Raw genomic sequence first — 22323 nt, forward strand, 5'->3', positions numbered from 1 at the left:
CGAAAGGCTTGCCCCGCACATCAGCCGAAGAATGACCAGGCGAACATCTTCCAGGTGTCGCCGAAGCGGGCGTCCTTGCCGGTGGCGGCACTGGCCTCGTAGCCGCAGTGCACCAGGCAGTTCTCGCAGCGGGGATCGCGGCCGTAGCCGTATTTTTCCCAGGGCGTCTTGTGGATCAGGTCCGCGAAAGTGGCGTGGTGCGCGTCCGTCATCAGGTAGCAGGGCCCTTTCCACCCCTTGGTGTTGTAGGTGGGATTGCCCCAGGCCGTGCACATGAGGTCGCGGTCGCCAGCAAGGAACTCCGCGTACACCGGCGAAGTGTTCAGCGGGAAGCGTCGGGCGAGCCGTTTGATCTCCTTGAACTTGTCGCGGATCCGGGCCCGATCGAGAAAAATCTCCTTGGTCTGGACGGCACTATAGGAGTAGCCGGGTGAGATCATGTGGCCGTCGACGCCCAGCCCTTCCAGGTACTCGAACAGCGCCTCGATCTCGTTCATGTCGGTTTCCATGTAGACGGTGGTATTGGTGCAGACCTGGAAACCGTGCTCCTTGGCGCAGCGGATGCCGTCGACGGCGGCGTCGAACACTCCCTCGCGCTCCACGGCGATATCGTGCGAGCGGCGCATGCCGTCGAGGTGCACGTTGAAGAAGAAGCGCTTCGAGGGCTTGAACTCGTGGATGCGCTTGCGGATGAACATGCCGTTGGTGCACAGGTAGATATGCTTCCTGCGCGCCAACAGGCCTTCCACCAAGCGGCCAATCTCTTTGTAAATCATGGGCTCGCCGCCGCAGATGGAGACAATCGGCGCGCCGCACTCATCGGCCGCGGCCAGGCATTGTTCCACCGGAACTACTTCGCGAATGGTGCTCTCGTACTCGCGGATGCGGCCGCAGCCGGTGCAGGTCAGGTTGCAGGCGTGGAGCGGCTCCAGCATCATGACCAGCGGGAAGCGCTCCACTCCCTTCAGCTTCTTGCCAATGATGTACTTCGTCAGGTCGTACTGCAGCGCCAACGGAAAACGCATTCAGCCTCTCTTGAACCCTGTTGCTGCCTCTCGATGCCCTGTTGCGAGAACCTCTAGCTCGAACTCTTCCTCTGTGATGCGATCTCCTGCGCGTAGGTGGTCAGCGCCAGCAAGGGGAAATACTGCCGGTACAGGTGATACGCGAGATAGAACACGCGCGGGAAACCCGTGCCGGTGTACTCTTTCTCGTCCCAGGAACCGTCCTTCCTCTGGGTGCGCAGCAGGTAGGCGATGCCGCGATGCACAGCGTCGCTGGAGTAATCGCCGGCGGCCATCAGGCCGAGAAGGGCCCAGGCGCTCTGCGAAGGCGTACTGGGACCGAGGCCGCGGGTGGCGGGATCGTCGTAGGAGCCACACGTCTCGCCCCAGCCCCCGTCGGGGTTCTGCACGCTGCGCAGCCAGACCGCGGCGCGCTGGATCCAGGGCTGCGACATGTCCTCGCCGATGGCTTCCAGCCCGCGCAGCACCTGCATGGTGCCATAGATGTAATTCACGCCCCAGCGGCCGAACCAGGAGCCGTCCGGCTCCTGCTCGCGGCGGATGAAGGCGATGGCCCGCTGAACCTGACGGTCATGACGAGGCACACCGTAGGCGGCCAGCGCCTCCAGTACCCGCCCGGTGATATCCACCGTAGCCGGGTCGAGCATGGCGTTGTGGTCGGCGAAGGGCACGTACTGGAAGACCATGCGATCGTTGTCCTTATCGAACGACGCCCAGCCGCCGTTGCGGCACTGCATAGCGCGCACCCAGGCCAGGGCGCGCTCGAGCGATTCGTGCTGGTAGCGGCCGTGAGGATGGTTCACATGGCCCAACGCCAGAGCCACCATGGCGGTGTCGTCCACATCGGGATAGAACTCGTTGTTGAACTCGAAATACCAGCCGCCAGGCTGGGCCTTGGGACACTTCACCGCCCAGTCGCCGCGGTGCGTGACCTGCTTCTTGAGCATCCAGTCGGCGGCGGCCACCAGGCGCGGGTCGTCGGGCGAGACGCCGCTTTCCCCCAGCGCGAACACCGCGTAGGCTGTGTCCCATACCGGGGACTTGCAGGGCTGCATGCGCAGCGTATCTTCCTCCTCGATGTGGAGCGCCTCGAACTCGTCCAATGCACGGATCATCTGGGGGTCATCCAGCGAGTAGCCCAGGCAGCGCAGCGCGATGATGGAGTTCACGATGCCCGGAAAGATGGCGCCCAGGCCGTCGCTCTTCTCCAGACGCTCGAGCATCCACTTCTCCGCCCGACGGATGGCGAGCGAACGCAGCGGGCGCACATGGACACGCTCGAACCAGTGCGTCATGCGGTCGAGGAACAGGAAGAAATTGCGCCAGCTCAGGATCTTCGGCGCCCAGCGCAGATGCAGATTGGCATGCTCGCGCCCGCCGACAAAGAGCTCCTCAACGCCCATCTCCTTCGGAATCTTTTTGAAGGGCTTCTTGGCATAAGCGATGGAGAGCGGCACCAGGATGGCGCGCGACCAGGAGGATATCTCGTACAGGTTGAACCAGAACCAGCGTGGGAAGAGCACGATCTCCGGCGGAATGGCGGGTACGGCGAAGTAATCGTACTGGCCGAAGAAGCACAGGTAGATTTTGGTAAAGGTGTTGACCTCGGTGACGCCGCCGAGCTCGAGAATTTTCCGGCGAGCGCGCTCGAGCGCGGGGTGGCTGGCGGTGTAGCCGGCGAGCTTCAAGCCGAAGTAGGCCTTGACCGACGCACTGACGTTCGAGGGACCGCCATGGTAGATGCTCCAGCCGCCGTCGGCGTTCTGGTGCTGGAGGATGTAGCGCGCCGCCTTGGCGATGCGCACGGGATCGCCGGTTCCCAGCAAGGTGTGCAGCAGGATGTAGTCGGACTCGAGCGTGGTATCGGCCTCGAGTTCGCCGCACCAGTAGCCGTCCTCATGCTGGAGGGAGAAGAGGAACTTGCGCGCCGCGTCGCGGGCCGCGGCCACGCGGCTGAGGATGTCATCCAGCTTGGCCGGCGCACCGGAGGCCAGGGGGCGCCCGGCCGACGGCAGGTTTTGCATGCTGCTCATTCCGCAGCCGCGGCAGTGGGGGCGGCCGCGATCGCCTGAACAATCTCCGGAGGAAGTCCGAAGCGCACGTTCTCCGGCATGACCTCCACTTCCTGCACGTTCGTGAAACCGGCGCTGGCCAGGAAGGTCACAACTTCTTCCACCAGGCACTCGGGGGCCGAGGCGCCGGCGGTGAGGGCCACGGTCTTCACTGCCTCAAGCCATTCCGGCTGAATGGCGCGATAGTTCTCGATGAGGTGGGCACGGGCGCCCAGCAACCCGGCCACTTCGACCAAGCGGTTCGAGTTCGAGCTGTTGTCCGAGCCTACAACCAGGACCAGGTCGGCATCGGCGGCGACGTGCTTCACCGCAAGCTGCCGGTTTTCCGTGGCGTAACAGATATCCTGCGCGGCCGGGCCTTTGATCTTGGGAAACTTGCGCTCCAGGGCCTCGATAATGCCGCGGGTCTCGTCCAGGCTGAGCGTGGTCTGGGTGATGTAGGCGACGCGGTTGGGGTCGGGCACAGTGAGCGCCTCGACTTCCTCCGGCGTACTCACCACTTCGGTGACCAGCGGTGCTTCGCCGAGCGTGCCGATAACTTCATCGTGGTCGCGGTGGCCAATGAGAATGATGGTGTAGCCCTCGTTGGCGTACTTGACCGCCTCCACGTGCACCTTGGTGACCAGCGGGCAGGTGGCGTCGATTACCCGCAGACGGCGGCGCTGGCTGGCCTCACGCACTTCGGGCGACACGCCGTGCGCGCTGTAGATGACGCGCTCGCCGTCGGGAACTTCTTCGACGCTATCCACGAAGATAGCACCCTTGGCGGCCAGGTCCTCTACCACATAGCGGTTGTGGACGATCTCCTTGCGCACATAGATGGGCGGGCCGAAGGTATCCAGGGCGATACGGACGATGTCAATCGCGCGTACGACGCCCGCGCAGAAACCTCGGGGTTTCAGCAGGAGCAGCGTTTTTTCAACCGTGGCAACCGTCATCAGGCTCCCATCCAGTATAAGCGGGCCGCAGGGATTCCGGAAGCCAGAGGATAACTCGGCAGAGACCGGTATCCCCACTGTAAACCACACGAGCAGCAGGAATTAGCATCCGATGGGATGTCCGGCAGGGCGAATGGATTCAGGCGTTGGTCTTGAGCAACTGCCGGGCATGGCGGCGGGAGGTTTCCGTCAGCCGGGCGCCGCTCAACATGCGGGCCAGCTCTTCGGTGCGCTCGGCTTCGGAGAGACGCCGGATGCTGGTGCGAGTGCGCCCGCCGGCCTCCAGCTTCTCCACCAAGTAGTGGTGGTCGGCGAAGGCGGCGATCTGCGGCAAGTGCGTAATGCACAGCACCTGATGGCCGCGGGCCAGCGCCTTCAGCTTGCGGCCGACGGCTTCCGCCGCGCGACCGCCGATGCCGGCGTCGATCTCATCGAAGATGAGGGTGCGGGAAGGAGTTCTCAGTTCCCGGTTCTCAGTTCTCAGTTTGGCAAGTGTCGCACCGGCTTCGACAGTAGCCTTGAGGGCCAACATCACGCGGGAAAGTTCCCCGCCCGAGGCGATTTTTTCTACCGGTCCCAAGGGCTCGCCGGGATTGGCCGCGAACAGGTAGGCGACCTGGTCGTACCCGCAGGCCGTCCAGCCGGCTTCGTCGGTGGCAGCTTCCACTTGAACGCGGAAGCGGGCCTTCATGGCCAGATCGGTGAGCTCGGCTTCGACCTGCTTTTCGAGCTGACGCGCGGCTGCTGTGCGCTGTTTCGAGGCGCTCCGGGCGGCGGCAACGTAGTCCTGGGCGGCGCCAGCAAGGTCCTGACGCAGGCGGCGCAGGACGTCGTCACGGTTCTCGACTTCCTCCAGCCTGCGGGCGGCGTCGGCGCCGAAGGCCATGACAGCGTCGAGGGTGCCGCCGTACTTGCGCTTCAAACGGTCGAGCAGGGCGAGGCGGTCTTCCACCTCGGCGAGCCGCGCCGGAGAAGCCTGGATGCGTTCGGCGAAATCACGCAACTTGGCGCCGGAGTCCTCGGCAGCGATACGCGCGGTGTTAAGCGCGACCAGGTCGTCGCGGAAGGCCTTTTCGTCGTACGCGGAAAGCTCCTCGACGCGCCGTGCCGCTGCCCGCAACGACGACGCTGCCGAGCCTTCGCCCTCGTAGAGAAGCTCATAGGCCTGCCATGCCGCAGCGCGCACTTTTTCCGCGTCTGCCAGCAGGCGCTTCTCGGCCTCCAGGCGCTGGTCCTCCTCCGGCTCGAGCCTGGCGGATTCAATCTCCTTCTTCTGAAAGCTCCAGAGGTCCACCATGCGCAGGCGGTCCTGCTCGTCCCGATCCAGTTCGGCGATGCGGTCGCGCAGGGACTTCCAGCGCCCGAAGGCTTCCGATAGCGGCGACACGTCGAGGCGCGCGAAGGCGTCGAGCAGGCGAAGGCGCTCGCTGGCATCGAACGCCAGGATAGATTCGTTCTGCGCGTGCACCCTGGCCAGGTGCACAGCAAGCTGGCGAAGGACGCCGACGGCGGCCGGCTGGTTGTTCACGAAGGCGCGCCCTTTGCCAGACGCAGCCACCTCCCGGCGCACGATGACCTCGCCGGGAATAGCGTCGAGGCCGTTGCCTTCGAGAACGGCGGCGACCGCCGCCTCCTCCACTTCGAAGACCGCACTGACCACGGACCGTCCGGCGCCGTGGCGGACGGCGTCGCTCGAGGCCTTCTCCCCCAACAACAGTGCCAGGGCATCAATGAGGATGGACTTGCCGGCGCCGGTCTCGCCGGTGAGGAGGTTGAGTCCGGGGCCGAACTCGACTTCCACGTCCTCGATCAGAGCGTAGTTTTGGACGCGCAGTTCGGCCAGCACCGGGGTGGACCCTGAATCTGCGCGCAGGATAGCACGGAAGGCCGCGGCGAAATTCCACAGCCCTAGTCGGCCGTCGGAGGAGTTTCCCCCTTCGCGGGAGGTTGCGCCACGGATTCGGCGAGCCGCTGGCGCTGCTTGCGGCTCCAATCGCAGAGCAGGCGCACGTCGGCCTGGGAGAGCCGCGCTTCGGGGTGCATCCAGCGATAGGAGCGCAGCGGCATGCCGCCATCGGAGATCTCCTCGCAGATCTCATCGAGGATCTCGTCGGCCTCCGTGTGGCCGTAGGAGGCCCACTCGGAGAGATTCACATGCCTGCGGCCGTGATTGACGTCGTCAACCACCAGCCAGGAGACCGGCGCCACATGGCTGTACCAGGGCCACCGCGTCTGGTTGGAATGGCAGTCGCGGCAGGCGCGCTCGAATACTGCCGAGACCTCCGCAGGCACGGCGAGGCGCGCATGGACCGCGCGCGCGGGATCGCTGGCGGGATTGGTCCTCTCCGGACGGATCAACTGCGCCACCACGAACAGGAATCCCAGAACCATCAAGGCGCGGGGCAGCAGTTTCTTCATTTAGAAGCGCCGGCTCCGATGCGACGGCCATGCGGCCGCGCGGCAGAAAATCCGTGCGGACGTAACCCAAGTGTAAAGCCCGGGCGGGGGCAGTGTCGACGGCCTGCCGCAGCGCGCGGTTCCTTGTGCGCGTCCGAGTTCCGTTGACCCTGTCGAAACCCTATGCTACGGTGCGAGCGTGGGACATTTTCTAACGTACTCATCGGTTTTTTCCTTTCCGGCTGCGGCGGTGGGCGGTGAGATCATCAATCTGGTCGCGCAGAGCGGCCCGGTCGCCAAGGCAGTACTGGTCATCCTGCTCATCTTCAGCGTCATCTCCTGGGCCATCATGATCTCCAAGTGGAGCACGTTCAGCCGGGCGCGAGTGCAGAGCGCCCGCTTTGTGAAGGCCTTCCGCAAGGTAGGGCGGCTTTCGGAGATGGCGGCGGTGGCCGAGCAGTTCCGGCCCAGCCCGCTGGTGGCGGTGTTCGAGAGCGGCTACCACGAGTATCACCGGCAGGCGGGGAATCCCTCGGGCGCGGTACGGAACCTGGCCGCCATCCAACGCGCTACGCAGATCGCGGCATCGGAAGAATTGACGCGGCTGGAGCGCCGCCTGCCGTGGCTGGCGACCACGGGTGCGGTGACGCCCTTCATCGGCCTGTTCGGTACGGTGTGGGGCATCATCGACGCCTTCCACTCGCTGGGAACCTCGGGAGCGGCTACGCTGCGTGCGGTGGCGCCGGGTATCTCGGAAGCGCTGATCGCCACCGCTGCCGGGCTGTTCGCCGCGATTCCGGCGGTGATCGGCTACAACCAGTTGACGCATTCCATCCGCGAGTTCGGCGCGCGCATGGACGATTTCGCGCTGGAATTCCTGAACGCGGCCGAGCGCCCGACGGCCGAACCGCGAGGCTGAGCGATGGCATTTACCAACGCCCGGGGACGCACCGAGAGTTCGCTTTCCGACATCAACGTCACGCCGTTCGTGGATGTGGTGCTGGTGCTGCTGATCATCTTCATGATCACGGCGCCGGTGCTGCAATCGGGGGTAGAGGTCGCGGTGCCCAAGACGCGCACAGTGAAGGAGATCACCGAGGAGCGCCTGGTCATCTCCATCGACCGCAAGCAGCGAGTGTACTTCGGCAACGATCCCATCAATATCAACCAGGTGGGCGCGCGGTTGCGGGAGCGCGTGCGTGATCCCGAGCGCCAGTCCATCTATCTGCGGGCGGACGAGAACGTGCCCTTCGGCGCCTTCGCCACCGTGATGGACGCCGTGAAGCAGGCCGGGATCACCAACGTCAGCATCGTCACCGAGCCGCTGAAAGAATCGGCGAGCAAGTAGCGCATGGCCCTGAGCGCCGACATCTATGTGGAACGAGATCCGTTGGAGCGGCCGCTGGCCTTGTCCGTGGCGCTGCATGGATTCCTCTTCGGCGGCATGCTGCTCTACGCCGGGCTGTTCGGAGGATTCCACGGGGAGAGCTGGGGCGGCGCGGGCGGCGGTGGTGCGCTCAGCGCCACGCTGGTGAGCAACGTACCCATCCCGCGGCCGCCGGCGGAGACAGAAAACGTGCTGGCGAACGAATCCGCCGGCCTTTCGGAGTCGCTGCCGCGCGAAAAGGAACAAGAACCGGAGGCGGTTCCCATCCCGGAGCCGGACGCGCGCGCCAAGCCCGAAAAACTGAAGCCGGTCGCGCCGCCCAAGTCCAACGTGATTCCGTTCGGCCAGGGCGGGCCGGTCAGCGGTCCCTATGGGGTTTTCGAGGCACGCGGCGCCAAGGGCGGCTTCGGCTTCACCGGCACGGGCGGCGACTTCGGCTCGCGTTACGCCTGGTACGTGGACGTGGTGCGGCGCAAGGTATCAGAGAACTGGCTGAAGTATGAGGTGGACCCGTCGATCGGGTCAGCGCGCCGTGTGTACATCACCTTCGACATCCTGCGCAACGGCCAGCCGGTCAGCATCGAGGTTTCCCAGTCCAGCGGCGTGCCCTCGCTCGATCAGTCGGCCCTGCGGGCCCTGAAACGCATCGACACCTTCGGGCCCTTGCCGCCGGATTACTCGGGCTCCAAGGTCTCGGTGGAGTTCTGGTTCGATTACAGGAGATAGCAGCCGGCTGCGATTCACGATGAAGCATGATCCTCAAACCCGTGCATGCATGATGAAACGACCTCTTCTGATTCTTCTTCTGATCCCGGCGCTGGCTGCGCCAGCGCGCCCCTACCAGGATTGGATCCGCACCGGGACCGGCCTGGGGGTGGAGCGTGTGCGCCTGGCCGTGCCGGACTTCCAGCCCGGACCGGGCGGCACGAGCGGCGACGCACTGCGCAAGGTATTCAACGACACGCTGTGGAACGACCTTTCGAATGCGGGAATCTTTGACGTCGTCTCCAAGAGCTTCTACCCGCTGGCAGTGCCGGGCAGCCCGGCACAGATGCGGCCGGAAGCGTGGAGCAACCCGCCGCCCAGCGCGGGCATGGTCGCTTTCGGAAACTTCGGCATCGCGGGCGAAGACGCGGTCATGCAGGGCTGGCTATACGACGTGAAGAATCCGACGTCACCGCTGGTGCTGGGCAAGCAGTACCGTGAGAAAGCTACGGAGGAGAACGCCCGGCGCATTGCCCATCGCTTCGCCAACGAGATCATCCTGCGGCTGGGTGGCGGCGTACCGGGCGTGTCGGAAAGCCGCATCGTCTTTATCAGCAATCGCACCGGCCACAAGGAAGTGTGGATCATGGACTACGACGGAGCCGGCCAGCAGCAGCTCAGCAAGCTGGGCTCGATCGCACTCTCGCCCAAGATCTCGCCCGATGGGTCGCGGGTCGTGTTCACCTCCTACGCGCGGGGTGCGGTGGACCTGGCCATGTATTCGCTCGAACTCGGCCGCATGGTCAGCTTCCCGCGGTTCGCAGGCACGAACATTTCTCCGGCGTGGTCGCCGGATGGGAGCAAGATCGCGTTCTCCTCTTCGATGCGCGGCGATCCGGAGGTCTTCCTCGTGGACGCGAACGGGGCGAATCCCAAGCGCCTGACCGCTTTCCAGGGCCCCGACCTATCGCCCGCGTGGAACCCGAAAACAGGCGCCCAGATCGCCTTCGTGAGCGGGCGCACCGGGCTGCCGCAGATCTACATCATGGACGCCGACGGCACCAACGTGCAGCGCATCACCGATCAGGGTTACGCCGTTTCCCCGTCCTGGTCGCCGAACGGGCAGCTGCTGGCCTTTTCCTGGAATCGCAGATACGGGCCCGGCGCGCCCGGCGGACAGGACATCTATATAATGGACATCGCCAGCCGTCAGTGGGTGCAACTCACGCATGGCGCCGGCAATAACGACTTCCCGTCCTGGTCGCCCGACGGGCGGCAGATCGTGTTTCAGTCCACACGCTCAGGACGGACGCAGATTTGGAGCATGCTGGCGGACGGCACCCTGCCCCGGCAACTGACTACGGCGGGCGAGAACTCACAACCCAACTGGAGCTTCAAGTAACGCATCCAAGTGCATGCAAGCAGTTCTTTTCCAAAAGGAGGCTACGTTGAGACGGAACACGAGGCAAGCCTGGATCATCGCGTCCCTGGCGGTGCTGCTGGCGCTGGGCGGATGCAAGAAGCGAACCGAAGCCCCGCCGCCGACCCCCGCACCTCCACCGCCGGCGGCTGCTCCCACGGCTTCCATCTCGGCCAGCCCGACCACCATCCAGCGGGGCCAGGCGGCAACCCTCACGTGGCATACCAGCAATGCCGACAGCGCGGTCATCTCCGGGATCGGGTCGGTAGCGGCCAGCGGCTCACAGGCGGTGACGCCGGAAGCTTCAACCACCTATAGCCTGACGGCCAAAGGTCCCGGCGGCGAGGCCAGCGACTCCGTGCGCATCACGGTGGCCGAGCCGACGGCGGCCGTCCCTTCGGCCACGGAGGCGGAACTGTTCGCGCGTAACGTGCAGGACGTCTTTTTCGACTACGACCGCTCCGACATCCGGCCGGACGCACAGCGCACACTGGAGGCCAATGCCCGATTCCTGAACGAGCACGCGAGTATTCCCTTCGTGGTGGAAGGACACTGCGATGAGCGCGGCTCCACCGAGTACAACCTGGCCCTGGGCGACCGGCGCGCCAACGCCGTGCGCGAGGCCCTGATTCGCCTGGGCGTGAATGCCAGCCGGATCCGAACGATCAGCTTCGGGAAGGAGAAGCCGTTCTGCATGCAATCCAACGAAGATTGCTGGCAGCAGAACCGGCGCGGCCATTTCGTGTACCAGAAGTAACTCATCGGCGGCCGGGAGCGCACGCTCACGCCGCCCTGCTTCTTAAGCCGGCCCGGCGGGAGAACTGCCGGGCCGGACGCAATCATTCGAGTGCGGCTATGACGAAACGCAGTCCCCGATTCCTGATCGCCCTGCTGGCGCTGGCCCTGGCCACACCGGCACTTGCCCAGAGCACTAAGGACCGCCTGATCCGCCTGCAGACCCAGGTGGAAGCCCTACAACAGCAGATGACGGCCATGCAGCAGCGGTTCGACGAACGCATGGGCGTGATGCGCACGCTGACGGAGCAGAGCACGGACAGCGTCGCCAAAATGTCGGCGGCGGTCAGCCGGCTGGAAAAGACGCTGACTGAACAGACGGCGCAGCAGAGCGAGCGCACCGAGCAAGTGTCGCAGCAGGTGCAGGCCTTGCACGATTCCCTCGACGAGCTGAAGGCGCGGGTGGGCAAAGTGGCGGAGCAACTGGCCGCCATGGAGCAGGCGCGGGCCAGCATCGGGGTGGAGCCGGCCACGCCGCCGGCCGATGCGCCGCCGCCCGACGTGCTCTACAATAACGCGCTGCGCGACTACACCGCCGGCCGCCTGGACCTGGCTACCCAGCAGTTCACCGACTATCTGCGCTTCTATCCCACCGCGGAGCTGGCCGGCAACTCGCAGTTCTACCTGGCCGACATCGATTACCGCCAGGGCAACTTCCAACGCGCCATCGAAGGCTACGATGTGGTCCTGGAAAAGTATCCGGAGGGCAACAAGACGCGGGCCGCCATGCTGAAGAAAGGCTACGCTCTGATCGAGCTGGGGCAGAAAGACGCGGGTGTGGCTGCCTTGCGCAAGCTCATTCAGCGCTTCCCGCGCTCGGTCGAGGCCACCTCAGCGCGCGACCGCCTGCGCAAGCTGGGCGTCGCAGCACGCTAGCCCGCCCCGGCACGGTGCTACGTTACGGCGCCGGTGTGAAGCCGGTGAGCGGGTTCCCGTAATAACCCCACGTTTTCCACGCCAGCTTGTCCCACACTCCGTCCGGGGCGCCAATGAACGTGACCGGCACAATGATCTTGTCGCTGCCCAGCTTGTTGGCGGTGGCGATGCCGTTGTCCACGATCTTGCCATCATCCCCGACGGTGAACTTCAGCGACCGGGCCAGCCGCCCCTTGGTCAGAATCTTGAGCTCGTACTCGCCCGGGTTGTCACTCAGCACGTGAATTCGTCCGGTTTTTCCGGGGCGGGGACTCCTATCTTCTCCGGTCTTGTCCCAGCCAGCCACGCTGTAGAAGGTGCATGTCACGCGCGTCCACTTGGCCGCCTGGGGAACGTTGTCGGCTACACTCCGCGTGGTCTCGATGGTTTCGCCGCTGCAACTGGGCGAGCCCACCTGCAGGTCTTGCAAGAAGATGAGGCCCACCTCCTTCCCCTTATAGAGCAGGTGAGGCTCGGCGGTAGAGAAGGGTTGCGGTGGCTCGCCCGGCCCGCTCGAGCGAACACCGCGGACCCAAAAGTCTGCCTTCAACAAGGGGAGGTTCCAACCGTGGGTTTCAGGGGAGAGGTAGATGTAGCCGGCGGGAAGGGTCCAGTCGTGATCCACGTAGTAAACGAATTTGTTGAGGGCCTTGGGACCGTGCTCGTTGGAGCGGGATTTCATCACCTTGGCCTTGCCGGTGAAGAGAGTCTTCACTCCGCCTTCGCTCAGCGGGTTGCGCAATTTGATGGCGAAGCTGACCGGCCCGACGTAGGTGGCGCTCTTCTCCTCGGGAATTCCGTCCCGGCCTCCGCACTTGGTTTTCATGGAGCGCCCTTGCGGAGTTTCTTCGGTCTCGCAGTCGAATTTCACCCACACTCCACGCCCCGGCAGCGTGACTTCCACAAAGAGCTGATCCCCGCTCTCGATGGGCCCGTTCACGCGAAACTCGGCCTTCGGGAGCCAGCTCCACATGTCGTAGTTCCCGCGATACTCGGCGAGGGTGTAGGCCGTGAAGAGCAGCGAGTCTTTCTGAATGGCCGGCCCTTCCTGGGCCAGGGCCCGGGGCGCTACGCTGCCAAGGAACAGCACGACCAACATTGGGAATGAGAGAGCTGCCGACGACCTGCGCTTCTGCATCATCGCATCCTCACGAATACTCAAAAGAGATTGGAAATCGGTACTTACAACCGCGTTCGCAGTCCGCGAGCGGCCTGCCGCCGCTGCGCGAACTACGGCGGCGCCGTGAATCCGGTTAAGGGATTGGCGTAGAAGGCGCCTGTCTTCCATGCCAGCCGGTCCCACACGCCGTCCTGGTTCCCTATCACCTTGACGGGCACGACGGTGACATCGTCACCCAGCTTATTGGCGGAGGCGATGCCGTTGTCAAAGCTGCCGTCGGCAGCCACGGTGAACTTGATCGATCGGGCCAGCTCTCCCTTATAGACCATCTTGATTTCGTATTCGCCCGGGTTCGAACTCAGCTCATGTAACGGTGCGTCCTGGCTGATGTGCTGCGGATCCGGCTTCTTGCCGTACACATAGCGAAAGTCGCACGTGACGACGGACCAGTTAAACTTCGTCCTCGTGTCGGCTCCGTAGGTATCGGCGCTGCAGTCCTTTTCCTTCGCCACCTCCTTGCCCTGATAGAACAGGTGGAACGCATTGGGATTCGGATTCGTGCCGCGAAGCCAAATTTCTGCAAAGAAACGCGGCGGAAAGAAGTCAGGGACACCCTTTCCTTGCGCCAGGTAGATCAAGCCGATGGGGATGTGCCAATCGTAGTCCGTGTAATACAGGAAACTCCCGGGCGCGCTTGAGAACGGCGGGGCTACCTTGCCTACCTTGGCCTTGCCGGTGAACAGGGTGATGTCTGTACCCAGGACCTCATTGCGCATGCGGATCTTGAACTCGATCAAACCGGTGTAAAAGACGCCCTTGTCCTGCGCAATATTGGCGCCACCGCACTCTTTCACCGCCCACCAATAACCCGCCTGGGTTGTGCCGGTCGTGCAATCGAACGTTTTCCAGGGCTTTTTGAGGCCCGGGGGAAAAACTTCCACATACAGTTGGCTTCCTGCAGCGATGGGCCCGTTGACCCGGAACGAAATCTGAGGCCACCACCGAAGGACGTAGTCAGGGCAACTGCTGCAGGTGCTGGTGAAAGGCATGAACCGAACGGAATCCTTGACGATGGTGGGCTCGTCCTGGGCGAGGGCGGGCTGGATGGCCATCATCCCGGCGAGCAGGTGGGGCCCTGCGATTCGGCAGAACCTGAAGCCAAGCTTCATGGGGCACCTCGGGAGGGAACGAATGATACCGCAGGTAGCTTGACTCGGGTGCGAAAATCCGCTATTTCGTCCCTTCCCCCAGGTCGAGTGTGCGCAGGCAGTACTTGATTTCCTGGGCCAAGTCGGTGACGCGCATGCCGCCCTTGACCATGAGCTTGCAGGAGAGGGCGACGTGGCTGGGGGTGCCTTCGCCGTGGTCATAGGTGACGCGGCAGTACTGGCAGTCCTCGTTCCAGCAGAATCGGCCGTAGGGGATGGTCTCGGGCGCAAGGAATTGGAACACGCGCAGCAGCATGTTGCCGTCGGGCACGATGAACTCCTTGCCCTTGATCTGGATTTTGACCATCCGCTCATAGGGGCGGAACAGCGGACCGGGCGTGCTCATAAAAGTGGGCGGAGGGATTCTAAACGTAGAGCGCCGACCGCGCAAAAACCGGCCGTGGCCGCAAACACGAAGGGCAGCCATTCCGCGTCCAGACGGTCGGGAGGCTGCCCTTCCGGACCTCGTCGGCCGGCGCCGGGGCACGATGTATTGGCGACGCGGCCGTGAAGTCCAACCGTTTTCTCTAGGTGGAACCCGCGTCCCCGGGTAAAGTTGCGCCGCACCCCCTGGAGGAGCACAATGCCTGCAGGGCGTGGGCGGAGCGAGCGATGAAAAGGAAAGAGCGCAGGACAAGTCAGCGCAATGCCAGGCGGAAAAACCGTAGGGACAGCGACCTGGTGAAAGGTGCAACCGAAGCGGAGCGTCCGGGCGAGCGGTTGCCCGTGTCCTTCACCGGGCAACTCGGCCACCGCGGCGTGGACGACCTCACCAAAGAGTTCGACACCGACTTTCCCGAACCGGGCCTGAGTCCGGAGCACTCCGGACAGGCAATCGCCGGCAAGGAAAAGAAGCGCCCGGCGTGAGGCCTGCTGCTACTTACCGCAGCTCTTCCATTACTTCGTCGAGCGCCTCGCGGGGTGGGCGGACCACCGACTCCGGCAGCGTCGCCAGGGGAGCGTCGGTGATGTGCAGGAGGTCCAGGAAGTTGGGCTTGTCGGGAGCGACGTAGAAGACGCCGGTCAGGACCTCGCCCCGGTCATGCGCTTCCAGCAGCGTGCGAATGGCCTCCACCTTGTTGGTCGGGTCGTAGTCCTCGTGCAGCTTGCGGAGGCGCAGGTGCGACCCGTCGTGCATGGTGACGTCGACTGTGGTCCCGGGATCGTATTCGACGTCGATTTCCTCGAAGTACGGGACGAAACTCACGTCGTGCACGGGCTCATCGTGCTCCTTCACGTACTTGTAGGACTTGGTGGAGCCTTCATGATCGTTGAACGTGACGCACGGTGAGATGACGTCCAACATGACCGTGCCATTGTGGGCGAGCGCCGCTTTCAGCATGGCGAGGAGTTGGCGCTTGTCGCCGGAGAAGGAGCGGCCCACGAAAGTCGCACCCAGCTCGATGGCCATGGCGCAGGTGTCGATCGCGGGCAGGTCGTTGACCACGCCGGTCTTGAGCTTGGAACCTAGGTCGGCGGTGGCGGAAAACTGACCCTTGGTCAGGCCGTATACGCCGTTGTCCTCGATGATGTAGATCATGGGCAAATTCCGGCGCATGAGGTGGACGAACTGCCCCATGCCGATGGAAGCGGTGTCGCCGTCGCCGCTCACGCCGATGCCGCGCAGCGTTCGGTTGGCCAGCAGGGCCCCGGTGGCGATGGCCGGCATGCGTCCATGCACCGCGTTGAAAGAGTGCGAGCGACTCAGGAAGTAGGCCGGGCTCTTGGAGGAACAGCCGATGCCGGAGAACTTGGCCACGCTCTCCGGCTTGATGCCCATTTCATACAGGGCGTCGATGATGCGCTCGGAGATGGCGTTGTGGCCGCAGCCGGCGCACAGCGTGGTCTTGCCGCCCTTGTAATCAATCACGGTCAGGCCGATGCGGTTGGTCTTCTCCGCGGCCGGGGCGGGTGTGGTGGCCATAGCTACTTGCCCTCCTGGGAAACGATCTCGTCGGTGACAGAGCGGGCGTCAATGGGCAGCCCGTTGTAATGGCGCACGCTGCGCAGCCGCGGCGCCAGGGTGGGATCCAGGTCCACGCGCAGCAGGTCACGCATCTGGGCGTCGCGGTTCTGCTCCACCACGTAGACGCGCTCGTGCCGGCGGACGAAGTCCTCCACCTCAGCGGTGAAGGGATAGGCGCGCAGGCGCAGGTAATCGGTTTCCAGGTTGTACTCTCCCCGGAGCTGGTCGCGGCTCTCGACAATGGCCCAGTGGGTCGTGCCAAAAGCGATGATGCCGACCTTGGCCTTGCCGTCGCCGCTGACCTCCGGCTTGGGCACGTGGCGCTTGGCGACCTCGAACTTCTTGCGCAGGCGGTCCATGTTGTTCTGGTAGTCGTCGGGCCGTTCGCTGTACTGCGCCTTCTCGTTGTGACCGCTGCCGCGCGTGAAGTAGCTGGCCTTGGGGTGGTCGGTGCCGGGCAGAGTGCGCCAGCCGATGGCGTCGCCATCCACGTCCTTGTACCGTGCGAAACCGCCCAGGCGGTCCAGATCCTCCTTGCCGAGAACTTTGCCGCGCTTGATGGGCGTCTCGGGATAGGGGAATGGATCGGCCATCCAGTTGTTCATGCCCAGGTCCAGATCGGTCATCACGAAGACCGGGGTCTGGAAGTGCTCGGCCAGCTCGAAGGCATCCCCCATCATCGTGAAGCACTCCTCCACGGAAGCGGGAATGACCATGATGTGGCGTGTGTCTCCGTGAGAGAGCGTGGCACAGAAACCGATGTCGCCCTGCATGGTGCGCGTGGGCAGGCCGGTCGAAGGACCGACGCGCTGCACATCCACGATCACGCCCGGGACCTCAGCGTAGTAGCCAAGCCCTGAGATCTCGGCCATCAGCGAGATGCCAGGGCCGGAGGTCGAGGTCATGGCGCGCGCGCCCGCCCAGCCCGCGCCCATCACCATGCCCACGGCGGCCAGTTCGTCCTCAGCCTGCACGATGGCGAAGGTGGCTTTGCCGTTGGAGTCGACGCGGTAGCGTTTCATGTAGTCGATCAACGACTCACACAGGGAGGACGAAGGCGTGATGGGATACCAGGTGACCACGGTAACGCCGGCGAACATCGCACCCAGCGCGCAGGCAGCATTGCCTTCGATGATGATCTTGCCCCGGGTCTTGTCCATGGGCGCGACGTGGTAAGGATCCGCCTTGGTGAAGGTCGCCTTGGCGTAGTCGTAACCTGCCTGCACGGCGCCCCAGTTAAGGTCGGCAGCCTTGACCTTCTTCTTGAATTGTTTGCGCAGCGCCTTCTCAATCTGCGCCATGTCGATGTCGAGCAAGCAGGCGGCCGAGCCCACGTACAGCATGTTCTTCACCAGCTTGCGCAACTTGGCTTCCGGGCAAACGGGAACAACCAGCTTGTCAAACGGGGCGGCGTAGAAGGTGAGATCGCTGCGCAGGCGGGCGAGGTTCAGGGGCTCGTCATAGAGCACGGCCGCACCCGGCGAGAGCGACATCACATCCTCCTGCGCCGTCTCCGGATTCATGGCGATGAGGAAGTCGATTTCCTTCTTGCGCGCGATGTAGCCATCCTTGTTGGCGCGAATCGTGAACCAGGTGGGCAGGCCGGCGATGTTGGAGGGAAACAGGTTCTTGCCGGAGACCGGCACGCCCATCTGGAAGATGGAGCGCAGCAGCACCATGTTGGCGGTCTGCGAGCCGGACCCGTTCACGGTCGCGACCTGCAGGCTGAAATCGTTGACAATGCGCTTCTCGCCGGAGCGGCTGGGAGCTTCCTGGACTGCCACATCCCCTATGGCCATGCCTTCCTATCCCTTTCAGAATCAACAGGGTGAATTTTTATTATACGGCAGAGTGAGGGAAGCGCCGCACTCACGCACAGCGTGCTGTGACGCAGCCTAGCTCTCGGTGAAAAACTGCGCCATGCGGCGGAACTTCTGGTAGCGGCTCTCGAGCAGCTCAGCCGGCGGCAGTTCCAGCACGCTCTTGAAGTGACGCCAGAGGGCCGTATCCAGGAGCACGGCGGCATCTTCGTGGTTGGTGTGCGCGCCTCCCTCCGGCTCGGGGACGACTTCATCGACACACTGCAGTTCCATCAGGTCGCGCGCCGTAATGCGCAGGGCCTGCGCCGCCAGGTCCTTCTTCGAAGCGTCGCGCCACATGATCGACGCGCAGCCCTCGGGCGAGATCACCGAATAGATGGCGTTTTCCAGCATCAGCACGCGATCGGCGACGGCGATGGCGAGCGCGCCCCCGGAACCTCCTTCGCCCGTGATGACCGTCAGGATGGGCGCCTGGATGCGCGCCATCTCGCGCAGGTTGCGGGCGATGGCTTCGGCCTGGCCCCGCTCTTCCGCGCCCAAGCCGGGATAGGCGCCGGGCGTGTCGACCAGCGTGATGATGGGCCGGCCGAACTTTTCCGCCAGCTTCATCAAGCGCAGCGCCTTGCGATAGCCTTCCGGGTTCGCCTGGCCGAAATTGCGATAGAGGCGCTGCTTGGTATCGCGTCCCTTCTGGTGCCCGATCACCATGACCTCGTTGCCGTGATAACGGGCCATGCCGCACACCAGAGCCGGGTCGTCGCCGAATACACGGTCGCCGTGCAGCTCGCACCAGTCGGTGAAGATGCGCTCCACGTAATCGAGCGTGTAGGGACGCTGCGGATGGCGGGCCAGTTCAGTCTTCTGCCAGGCCAGGTGCGTGTAGAACTGCTCGCGCAGCGCGGACACCTGTTCGTGCAGATCCTCGAGCTGGCGGCGGGCTTCCTCGTTCGAACCCGCCATGGCGCGCAGGCGCTCGATCTGCTTCTCGATGTCCTCCAGCTCGCGCTGCGCTTTGGTGGTTGGCTCCATAGGGGCCGTGGTCGGGCCAGTGGTCAGGATCGCTCTGCCGGTCAGTCGATCACGCGGACGCTGCCACGGCCGCAGAGTTCCTCGACGCGGGCGATGAAGGTCCGGTCGGGGAGGACATTATAGCCTTCCGCCTCCATCACCACCATGAAATCCCCTTCGCGTTCCACGTCGAACAACACGCGGGCGTCGCCGCGACGCTCGCGGCAGATGTTGTGCAAGGCATCGATCGTCTCTTCCGTGGCCACATCGAGCGGAATGCGGATGCGCAGCGACCGCGGCAGCTTGGGCTGGGCTTCTTCCAGCGGCGTGATCTCGCTGATGAGCAGGCGGGGAGCCGCGCCTTCCTCCACGCGCACTGCCCCTCGCACGAGCACCGGGACATCCAGCTTCAGGCGGTCCTGCAGGCGGCGATAAGCTTCCGGGAACACCAGGACGTCAACCGAGCCCGCCATATCCTCCAATGTGCCCTGCGCGTAGAGTTCGCCCTTGCGCGAGCGCTGCACGCGGATGTTGGCCAGCACTCCGCCCGCGTGGATCTCATCTCGCCCCGTGCTCTGCTTGAGCGCGGCGATGGCGTCGCTATCGAGGGCGCGGAAGTCCGCCAGCTTGCTGCGGTACTTCTCCAGCGGGTGCCCGGTAAGGAAGAAGCCGACCACCTCTTTTTCTCCCGCCAGGCGCTGATGCTCGTCCCAGTCCGGCACGTCCGGCAGGCGGTCGGAGGAACGCTCGCCGGGCTCATCGAAGACGCCGAACAGCCCGTGCTGGCCGGCTTCCGCGTCGCGCTGCGTCTTTTGCCCGCGCTCGATGGCGCGATCCACCGCTTCCATGAGCTGCGCGCGGCGGCCCAGCGAATCCAGGGCTCCGCTCTTGATCAGCGATTCCAGGACGCGCTTGTTCATCAGCCGCAAGTCCACGTTTTCGCAGAACTCGAACAGGGAGTGGAAGCGTCCCAGCCGGGCGCGCGCCGCCAGGATGGAATCGATGGCGCTGTGACCGACGTTCTTCACCGCCGCCAACCCGAAGCGGATGGCGCTGCCGTGCGGCGTGAAGTTGGCCTCACTCACATTGATGTCCGGCGGCTCCACCGAAATGCCCATCTCGCGGCACTCGTTGATGTACTTCACCACCTTGTCCGTGCTCCCGGTTTCCGAAGTCAGCAGAGCCGCCATAAACTCCACCGGGTAGTGGGTCTTCAGATAAGCGGTCTGGTAGGCGAGCAGCGCGTAGGCGGCCGAATGCGATTTGTTGAAGCCGTAGCCGGCGAACTGCTCCATAAGATCGAAAATCTTCGCCACCTTGCGCTCCGGGAAGCCGCGCTGCACGGCGCCGGTGATGAACTTGTCGCGTTGGGCGGCCATTTCTTCGGGCTTCTTCTTGCCCATGGCCCGGCGCAGCAGGTCGGCTTCGCCCAGTGAGTAGCCGGCCAGACGATTGGCGATCTGCATCACCTGCTCCTGGTACACGATCACGCCCAGCGTCTCTTTCAAGATCTCTTCCAGCTCAGGCAGCTCGTAGTGGATGGCCCGACGGCCGTGCTTGCGTTCGATGAAGTCGTCGATCATCCCGCCCTGAATGGGTCCGGGCCGGTAGAGCGCGTTGAGTGCCGTGAGGTCTTCGATGGAGGTCGGCTGGTAACGTCGCAATACGTCGCGCATGCCTTGCGACTCGAACTGGAACACGCCCGAGGTCAGCCCGCGATGGAAGACCTTCTCGTAGGTCTCACGATCGTCGAGCGGTTCGGCGTCGAGGTCGAGCGGACGTCCGCGGGTCTGCGCGATCAGGCGCAACGCGTCGTCGATGATGGTGAGCGTGGTGAGCCCGAGAAAATCCATTTTCAGCAGGCCCATCTTCTCGACTGCATTCATGTCGAAGGCGGTGACGATCTCATCGTTCTTGGTGCGGTGCAGCGGTACCAGCTCGATGAGCGGCTGCGGCGAAATCACCACGCCCGCGGCGTGCACACCGGCATTGCGCACCATGCCCTCCAGCTTGCGCGCGGTATCGATCAGCTCGCGCACGCGCGGGTCGTCCTGGTACACAGCCTGGAGCCGGGGTGAGTCGCGCAGCGCCTGTTCCAGGGTGATGTTGATCTGCGCCGGAACCAGCTTGGCGATGCGATCGACCTCCGGATAGGGCATGTCCATGGCGCGTCCCACGTCCTTGATGGCTGCCTTGGCGGCCAGCGTGCCGAAGGTGATGATCTGGGCCACGTTCTCGCGGCCGTACTTGCGTGTCACGTACTCGATGACCTCGCCGCGGCGGTTCATGCAGAAGTCGATGTCGATGTCCGGCATCGAGACTCGCTCCGGGTTCAGAAAGCGTTCGAACAGCAGCCCGTTCTGCAGCGGATCGATATCGGTGATGCCCAGCGCATAGGACACCAGCGAGCCCGCCGCCGAACCTCGTCCGGGTCCCACCGGAATGCGGTTCTCGCGGGCGTAGCGCACAAAGTCCCAGACGATGAGGAAATAGCCGGAGAAGCGCATCTGCCGGATGATGTCGATCTCGTGCGACAGCCGCTGCTCGTATTCGGTGAGCGGACGCCGCAGCCGACCCTGCCGGTCGAGCTCCCGCAAGGCCTCCATGCGCCGCGCGAACCCCTGCCGCGCGACGTGCTCGAAGTAACTGTCAAGCGTGAACCCGTCCGGCACTTCGAAGTGGGGGAACGGATTGGCCACCTTGTCCAGCTTCACGTGACAGCGCTCCGCGATGGCCAGTGTGCGGGAGAGCGTCTGCGGCGCTTCCTGAAAGAGGCGCAGCATCTCGTCATAGCTCTTCACGTAGAACTGCCTGGTCGCGAAGCGCAAACGGTTAGGGTCCTGGATGGACTTGCCGGTTTGGATGCAAATCAGCACATCCTGCGCGTGCGCGTCGTCCTCGCAGAGATAGTGGCTGTCGTTGGTGGCGACCAGCGGAGCTCCGGTCTCTTTTTCCAGACGGAACAGATCGGCGTGAATCTGCTGCTCCGCGGGCAGCCCCTGGTGGTCCTGGATTTCGAGGAAGAAGTTCTCCTTGCCGAAGACGTCGCGGTAGAAACCGACGGCCTCGCGAGCGGCGTCGTATTTCCCTGCCAGCAACAGCTCCGGAATCTCTCCCTTCAGGCAGCCGGAAAGGCAGATGAGGCCGCGACTGTGCTCGGCCAGGAACTTCTTGCTCACGCGTGGCTTGTAATAGAAGCCGTGGAGGGACGCCTCCGAGGTGATCCGGACCAGGTTGCGGTAACCCTCGTCGTTCTCCGCCAGCACCAGCAGGTGGTTGTAGCTGCTGTCGCCTTCCGAGGCGCGATGGTCTTCCTTCTTGGAGATGTACAGCTCACAGCCCAGGATGGGACGGATTCCCTGCGCGCGCGCCGCATTGTAGAAATGCACCGCGGCGAAGATGTTGCCGTGGTCGGTCACGGCCACGGCCGGCATGCCGTGCCCCTTCACGGTCGAGACCAGCTTCTCCACTTCGCAGGCGCCGTCGAGCAGCGAGTAGTCAGTGTGCAGATGAAGATGGACGAACTGGGACATGCTGAGCTTGGTTT

19 protein-coding genes are annotated in these 22323 nt (G+C 64.1%); 7 read left to right on the forward strand and 12 right to left on the reverse strand.

Annotation, left to right across the window (positions count from 1 at the left end):
* Nucleotides 1–20: 20 nt before the first annotated feature.
* The 5 genes from hpnH to VNK82_10740 form a co-directional block, all read right to left on the reverse strand.
* Entirely contained in the window at nt 21–1025 is a 1005-nt protein-coding gene (hpnH, locus tag VNK82_10720; GenBank protein HXE91425.1) for an adenosyl-hopene transferase HpnH, read from the reverse strand.
* Nucleotides 1026–1078: 53 nt separating this feature from the next.
* Nucleotides 1079–3058: a squalene--hopene cyclase gene (gene shc, locus VNK82_10725; protein HXE91426.1), complete on the reverse strand. Its 1980-nt coding sequence runs from the start codon at nt 3056–3058 to the stop codon at nt 1079–1081.
* The gene (ispH, locus tag VNK82_10730) at nt 3055–4035 is read right to left on the reverse strand and encodes a 4-hydroxy-3-methylbut-2-enyl diphosphate reductase (protein ID HXE91427.1); all 981 of its coding nucleotides are present in this window, start codon (nt 4033–4035) and stop codon (nt 3055–3057) included. Before ispH ends, shc begins: the two co-directional genes overlap by 4 nt.
* Before the next feature lie 139 nt (nt 4036–4174).
* Nucleotides 4175–5881: a DNA repair protein RecN gene (recN, locus tag VNK82_10735; GenBank protein HXE91428.1), complete on the reverse strand. Its 1707-nt coding sequence runs from the start codon at nt 5879–5881 to the stop codon at nt 4175–4177.
* A gap of 62 nt (nt 5882–5943) precedes the next feature.
* On the reverse strand, nt 5944–6453 hold the full coding sequence (locus VNK82_10740) for a heme-binding domain-containing protein (protein HXE91429.1): 510 nt from the start codon (nt 6451–6453) through the stop codon (nt 5944–5946).
* A 178-nt stretch (nt 6454–6631) separates the two neighbouring features.
* On the opposite strand from VNK82_10740, the gene tolQ reads away from it, so the two are divergent.
* The 6 genes from tolQ (at nt 6632) to VNK82_10770 (ending at nt 11615) form a co-directional block, all read left to right on the forward strand.
* Entirely contained in the window at nt 6632–7351 is a 720-nt protein-coding gene (tolQ, locus tag VNK82_10745; protein ID HXE91430.1) for a protein TolQ, read from the forward strand.
* Between the two features lie 3 nt (nt 7352–7354).
* Nucleotides 7355–7780, forward strand: a complete 426-nt coding sequence (locus tag VNK82_10750) for a biopolymer transporter ExbD (protein ID HXE91431.1) — start codon at nt 7355–7357, stop codon at nt 7778–7780.
* 3 nt (nt 7781–7783) lie between these two features.
* The gene (locus VNK82_10755; protein HXE91432.1) at nt 7784–8545 is read left to right on the forward strand and encodes a TonB family protein; all 762 of its coding nucleotides are present in this window, start codon (nt 7784–7786) and stop codon (nt 8543–8545) included.
* A gap of 52 nt (nt 8546–8597) precedes the next feature.
* On the forward strand, nt 8598–9926 hold the full coding sequence (gene tolB, locus VNK82_10760) for a Tol-Pal system beta propeller repeat protein TolB (GenBank protein ID HXE91433.1): 1329 nt from the start codon (nt 8598–8600) through the stop codon (nt 9924–9926).
* A 46-nt stretch (nt 9927–9972) separates the two neighbouring features.
* Nucleotides 9973–10701 carry a peptidoglycan-associated lipoprotein Pal gene (pal, locus tag VNK82_10765; protein HXE91434.1) on the forward strand — a complete coding sequence of 243 codons (729 nt, stop codon included), beginning with the start codon at nt 9973–9975 and terminating at the stop codon, nt 10699–10701.
* Between the two features lie 98 nt (nt 10702–10799).
* Nucleotides 10800–11615, forward strand: coding sequence for a tetratricopeptide repeat protein (locus VNK82_10770; GenBank protein ID HXE91435.1), 816 nt, complete (start codon nt 10800–10802; stop codon nt 11613–11615).
* Between the two features lie 22 nt (nt 11616–11637).
* Here the strand turns inward: VNK82_10770 and VNK82_10775 are convergent, their stop codons facing one another.
* The 3 genes from VNK82_10775 to VNK82_10785 form a co-directional block, all read right to left on the reverse strand.
* Nucleotides 11638–12753, reverse strand: a complete 1116-nt coding sequence (locus VNK82_10775) for a hypothetical protein (protein ID HXE91436.1) — start codon at nt 12751–12753, stop codon at nt 11638–11640.
* Between the two features lie 131 nt (nt 12754–12884).
* Nucleotides 12885–13889 carry a hypothetical protein gene (locus VNK82_10780; GenBank protein HXE91437.1) on the reverse strand — a complete coding sequence of 335 codons (1005 nt, stop codon included), beginning with the start codon at nt 13887–13889 and terminating at the stop codon, nt 12885–12887.
* A 115-nt stretch (nt 13890–14004) separates the two neighbouring features.
* A complete protein-coding gene (locus VNK82_10785; protein ID HXE91438.1) occupies nt 14005–14328 on the reverse strand; it encodes a 2Fe-2S iron-sulfur cluster-binding protein in 324 nt (107 codons plus the stop codon).
* Nucleotides 14329–14594: 266 nt separating this feature from the next.
* On the opposite strand from VNK82_10785, the gene VNK82_10790 reads away from it, so the two are divergent.
* Nucleotides 14595–14849: a hypothetical protein gene (locus VNK82_10790; GenBank protein ID HXE91439.1), complete on the forward strand. Its 255-nt coding sequence runs from the start codon at nt 14595–14597 to the stop codon at nt 14847–14849.
* 13 nt (nt 14850–14862) lie between these two features.
* On the opposite strand, the gene VNK82_10795 is transcribed toward VNK82_10790, so the two are convergent.
* The 4 genes from VNK82_10795 to dnaE form a co-directional block, all read right to left on the reverse strand.
* A complete protein-coding gene (locus tag VNK82_10795; GenBank protein ID HXE91440.1) occupies nt 14863–15906 on the reverse strand; it encodes a 2-oxoacid:ferredoxin oxidoreductase subunit beta in 1044 nt (347 codons plus the stop codon).
* Between the two features lie 2 nt (nt 15907–15908).
* Complete coding sequence (locus VNK82_10800; GenBank protein HXE91441.1) at nt 15909–17732, reverse strand: 2-oxoacid:acceptor oxidoreductase subunit alpha; 1824 nt, start codon at nt 17730–17732, stop codon at nt 15909–15911.
* 111 nt (nt 17733–17843) lie between these two features.
* Nucleotides 17844–18797 (reverse strand): acetyl-CoA carboxylase carboxyltransferase subunit alpha, encoded by a 954-nt coding sequence (locus tag VNK82_10805; protein HXE91442.1) that lies wholly within the window; start codon nt 18795–18797, stop codon nt 17844–17846.
* Between the two features lie 41 nt (nt 18798–18838).
* Nucleotides 18839–22309 carry a DNA polymerase III subunit alpha gene (gene dnaE, locus VNK82_10810; protein HXE91443.1) on the reverse strand — a complete coding sequence of 1157 codons (3471 nt, stop codon included), beginning with the start codon at nt 22307–22309 and terminating at the stop codon, nt 18839–18841.
* Between the last annotated feature and the right edge of the window lie 14 nt (nt 22310–22323).

It is taken from the genome of Terriglobales bacterium (assembly GCA_035573675.1).
GTDB lineage: Bacteria > Acidobacteriota > Terriglobia > Terriglobales > Acidobacteriaceae > DATMAB01.

What these genes read in the sequence shown, in the direction of transcription:
- tolB (HXE91433.1), top strand. Translation starts at nt 8,598, where the DNA reads ATGAAACGACCTCTTCTGATTCTTCTTCTGATCCCGGCGCTGGCTGCG.
- VNK82_10795 (HXE91440.1), bottom strand. Translation starts at nt 15,906, where the DNA reads ATGGCCACCACACCCGCCCCGGCCGCGGAGAAGACCAACCGCATCGGC.
- VNK82_10755 (HXE91432.1), top strand. Translation starts at nt 7,784, where the DNA reads ATGGCCCTGAGCGCCGACATCTATGTGGAACGAGATCCGTTGGAGCGG.
- VNK82_10750 (HXE91431.1), top strand. Translation starts at nt 7,355, where the DNA reads ATGGCATTTACCAACGCCCGGGGACGCACCGAGAGTTCGCTTTCCGAC.
- ispH (HXE91427.1), bottom strand. Translation starts at nt 4,035, where the DNA reads ATGACGGTTGCCACGGTTGAAAAAACGCTGCTCCTGCTGAAACCCCGA.
- VNK82_10780 (HXE91437.1), bottom strand. Translation starts at nt 13,889, where the DNA reads ATGATGGCCATCCAGCCCGCCCTCGCCCAGGACGAGCCCACCATCGTC.
- shc (HXE91426.1), bottom strand. Translation starts at nt 3,058, where the DNA reads ATGAGCAGCATGCAAAACCTGCCGTCGGCCGGGCGCCCCCTGGCCTCC.
- VNK82_10790 (HXE91439.1), top strand. Translation starts at nt 14,595, where the DNA reads ATGAAAAGGAAAGAGCGCAGGACAAGTCAGCGCAATGCCAGGCGGAAA.
- VNK82_10740 (HXE91429.1), bottom strand. Translation starts at nt 6,453, where the DNA reads ATGAAGAAACTGCTGCCCCGCGCCTTGATGGTTCTGGGATTCCTGTTC.
- hpnH (HXE91425.1), bottom strand. Translation starts at nt 1,025, where the DNA reads ATGCGTTTTCCGTTGGCGCTGCAGTACGACCTGACGAAGTACATCATT.
- VNK82_10770 (HXE91435.1), top strand. Translation starts at nt 10,800, where the DNA reads ATGACGAAACGCAGTCCCCGATTCCTGATCGCCCTGCTGGCGCTGGCC.
- dnaE (HXE91443.1), bottom strand. Translation starts at nt 22,309, where the DNA reads ATGTCCCAGTTCGTCCATCTTCATCTGCACACTGACTACTCGCTGCTC.
- VNK82_10775 (HXE91436.1), bottom strand. Translation starts at nt 12,753, where the DNA reads ATGTTGGTCGTGCTGTTCCTTGGCAGCGTAGCGCCCCGGGCCCTGGCC.
- VNK82_10805 (HXE91442.1), bottom strand. Translation starts at nt 18,797, where the DNA reads ATGGAGCCAACCACCAAAGCGCAGCGCGAGCTGGAGGACATCGAGAAG.
- VNK82_10785 (HXE91438.1), bottom strand. Translation starts at nt 14,328, where the DNA reads ATGAGCACGCCCGGTCCGCTGTTCCGCCCCTATGAGCGGATGGTCAAA.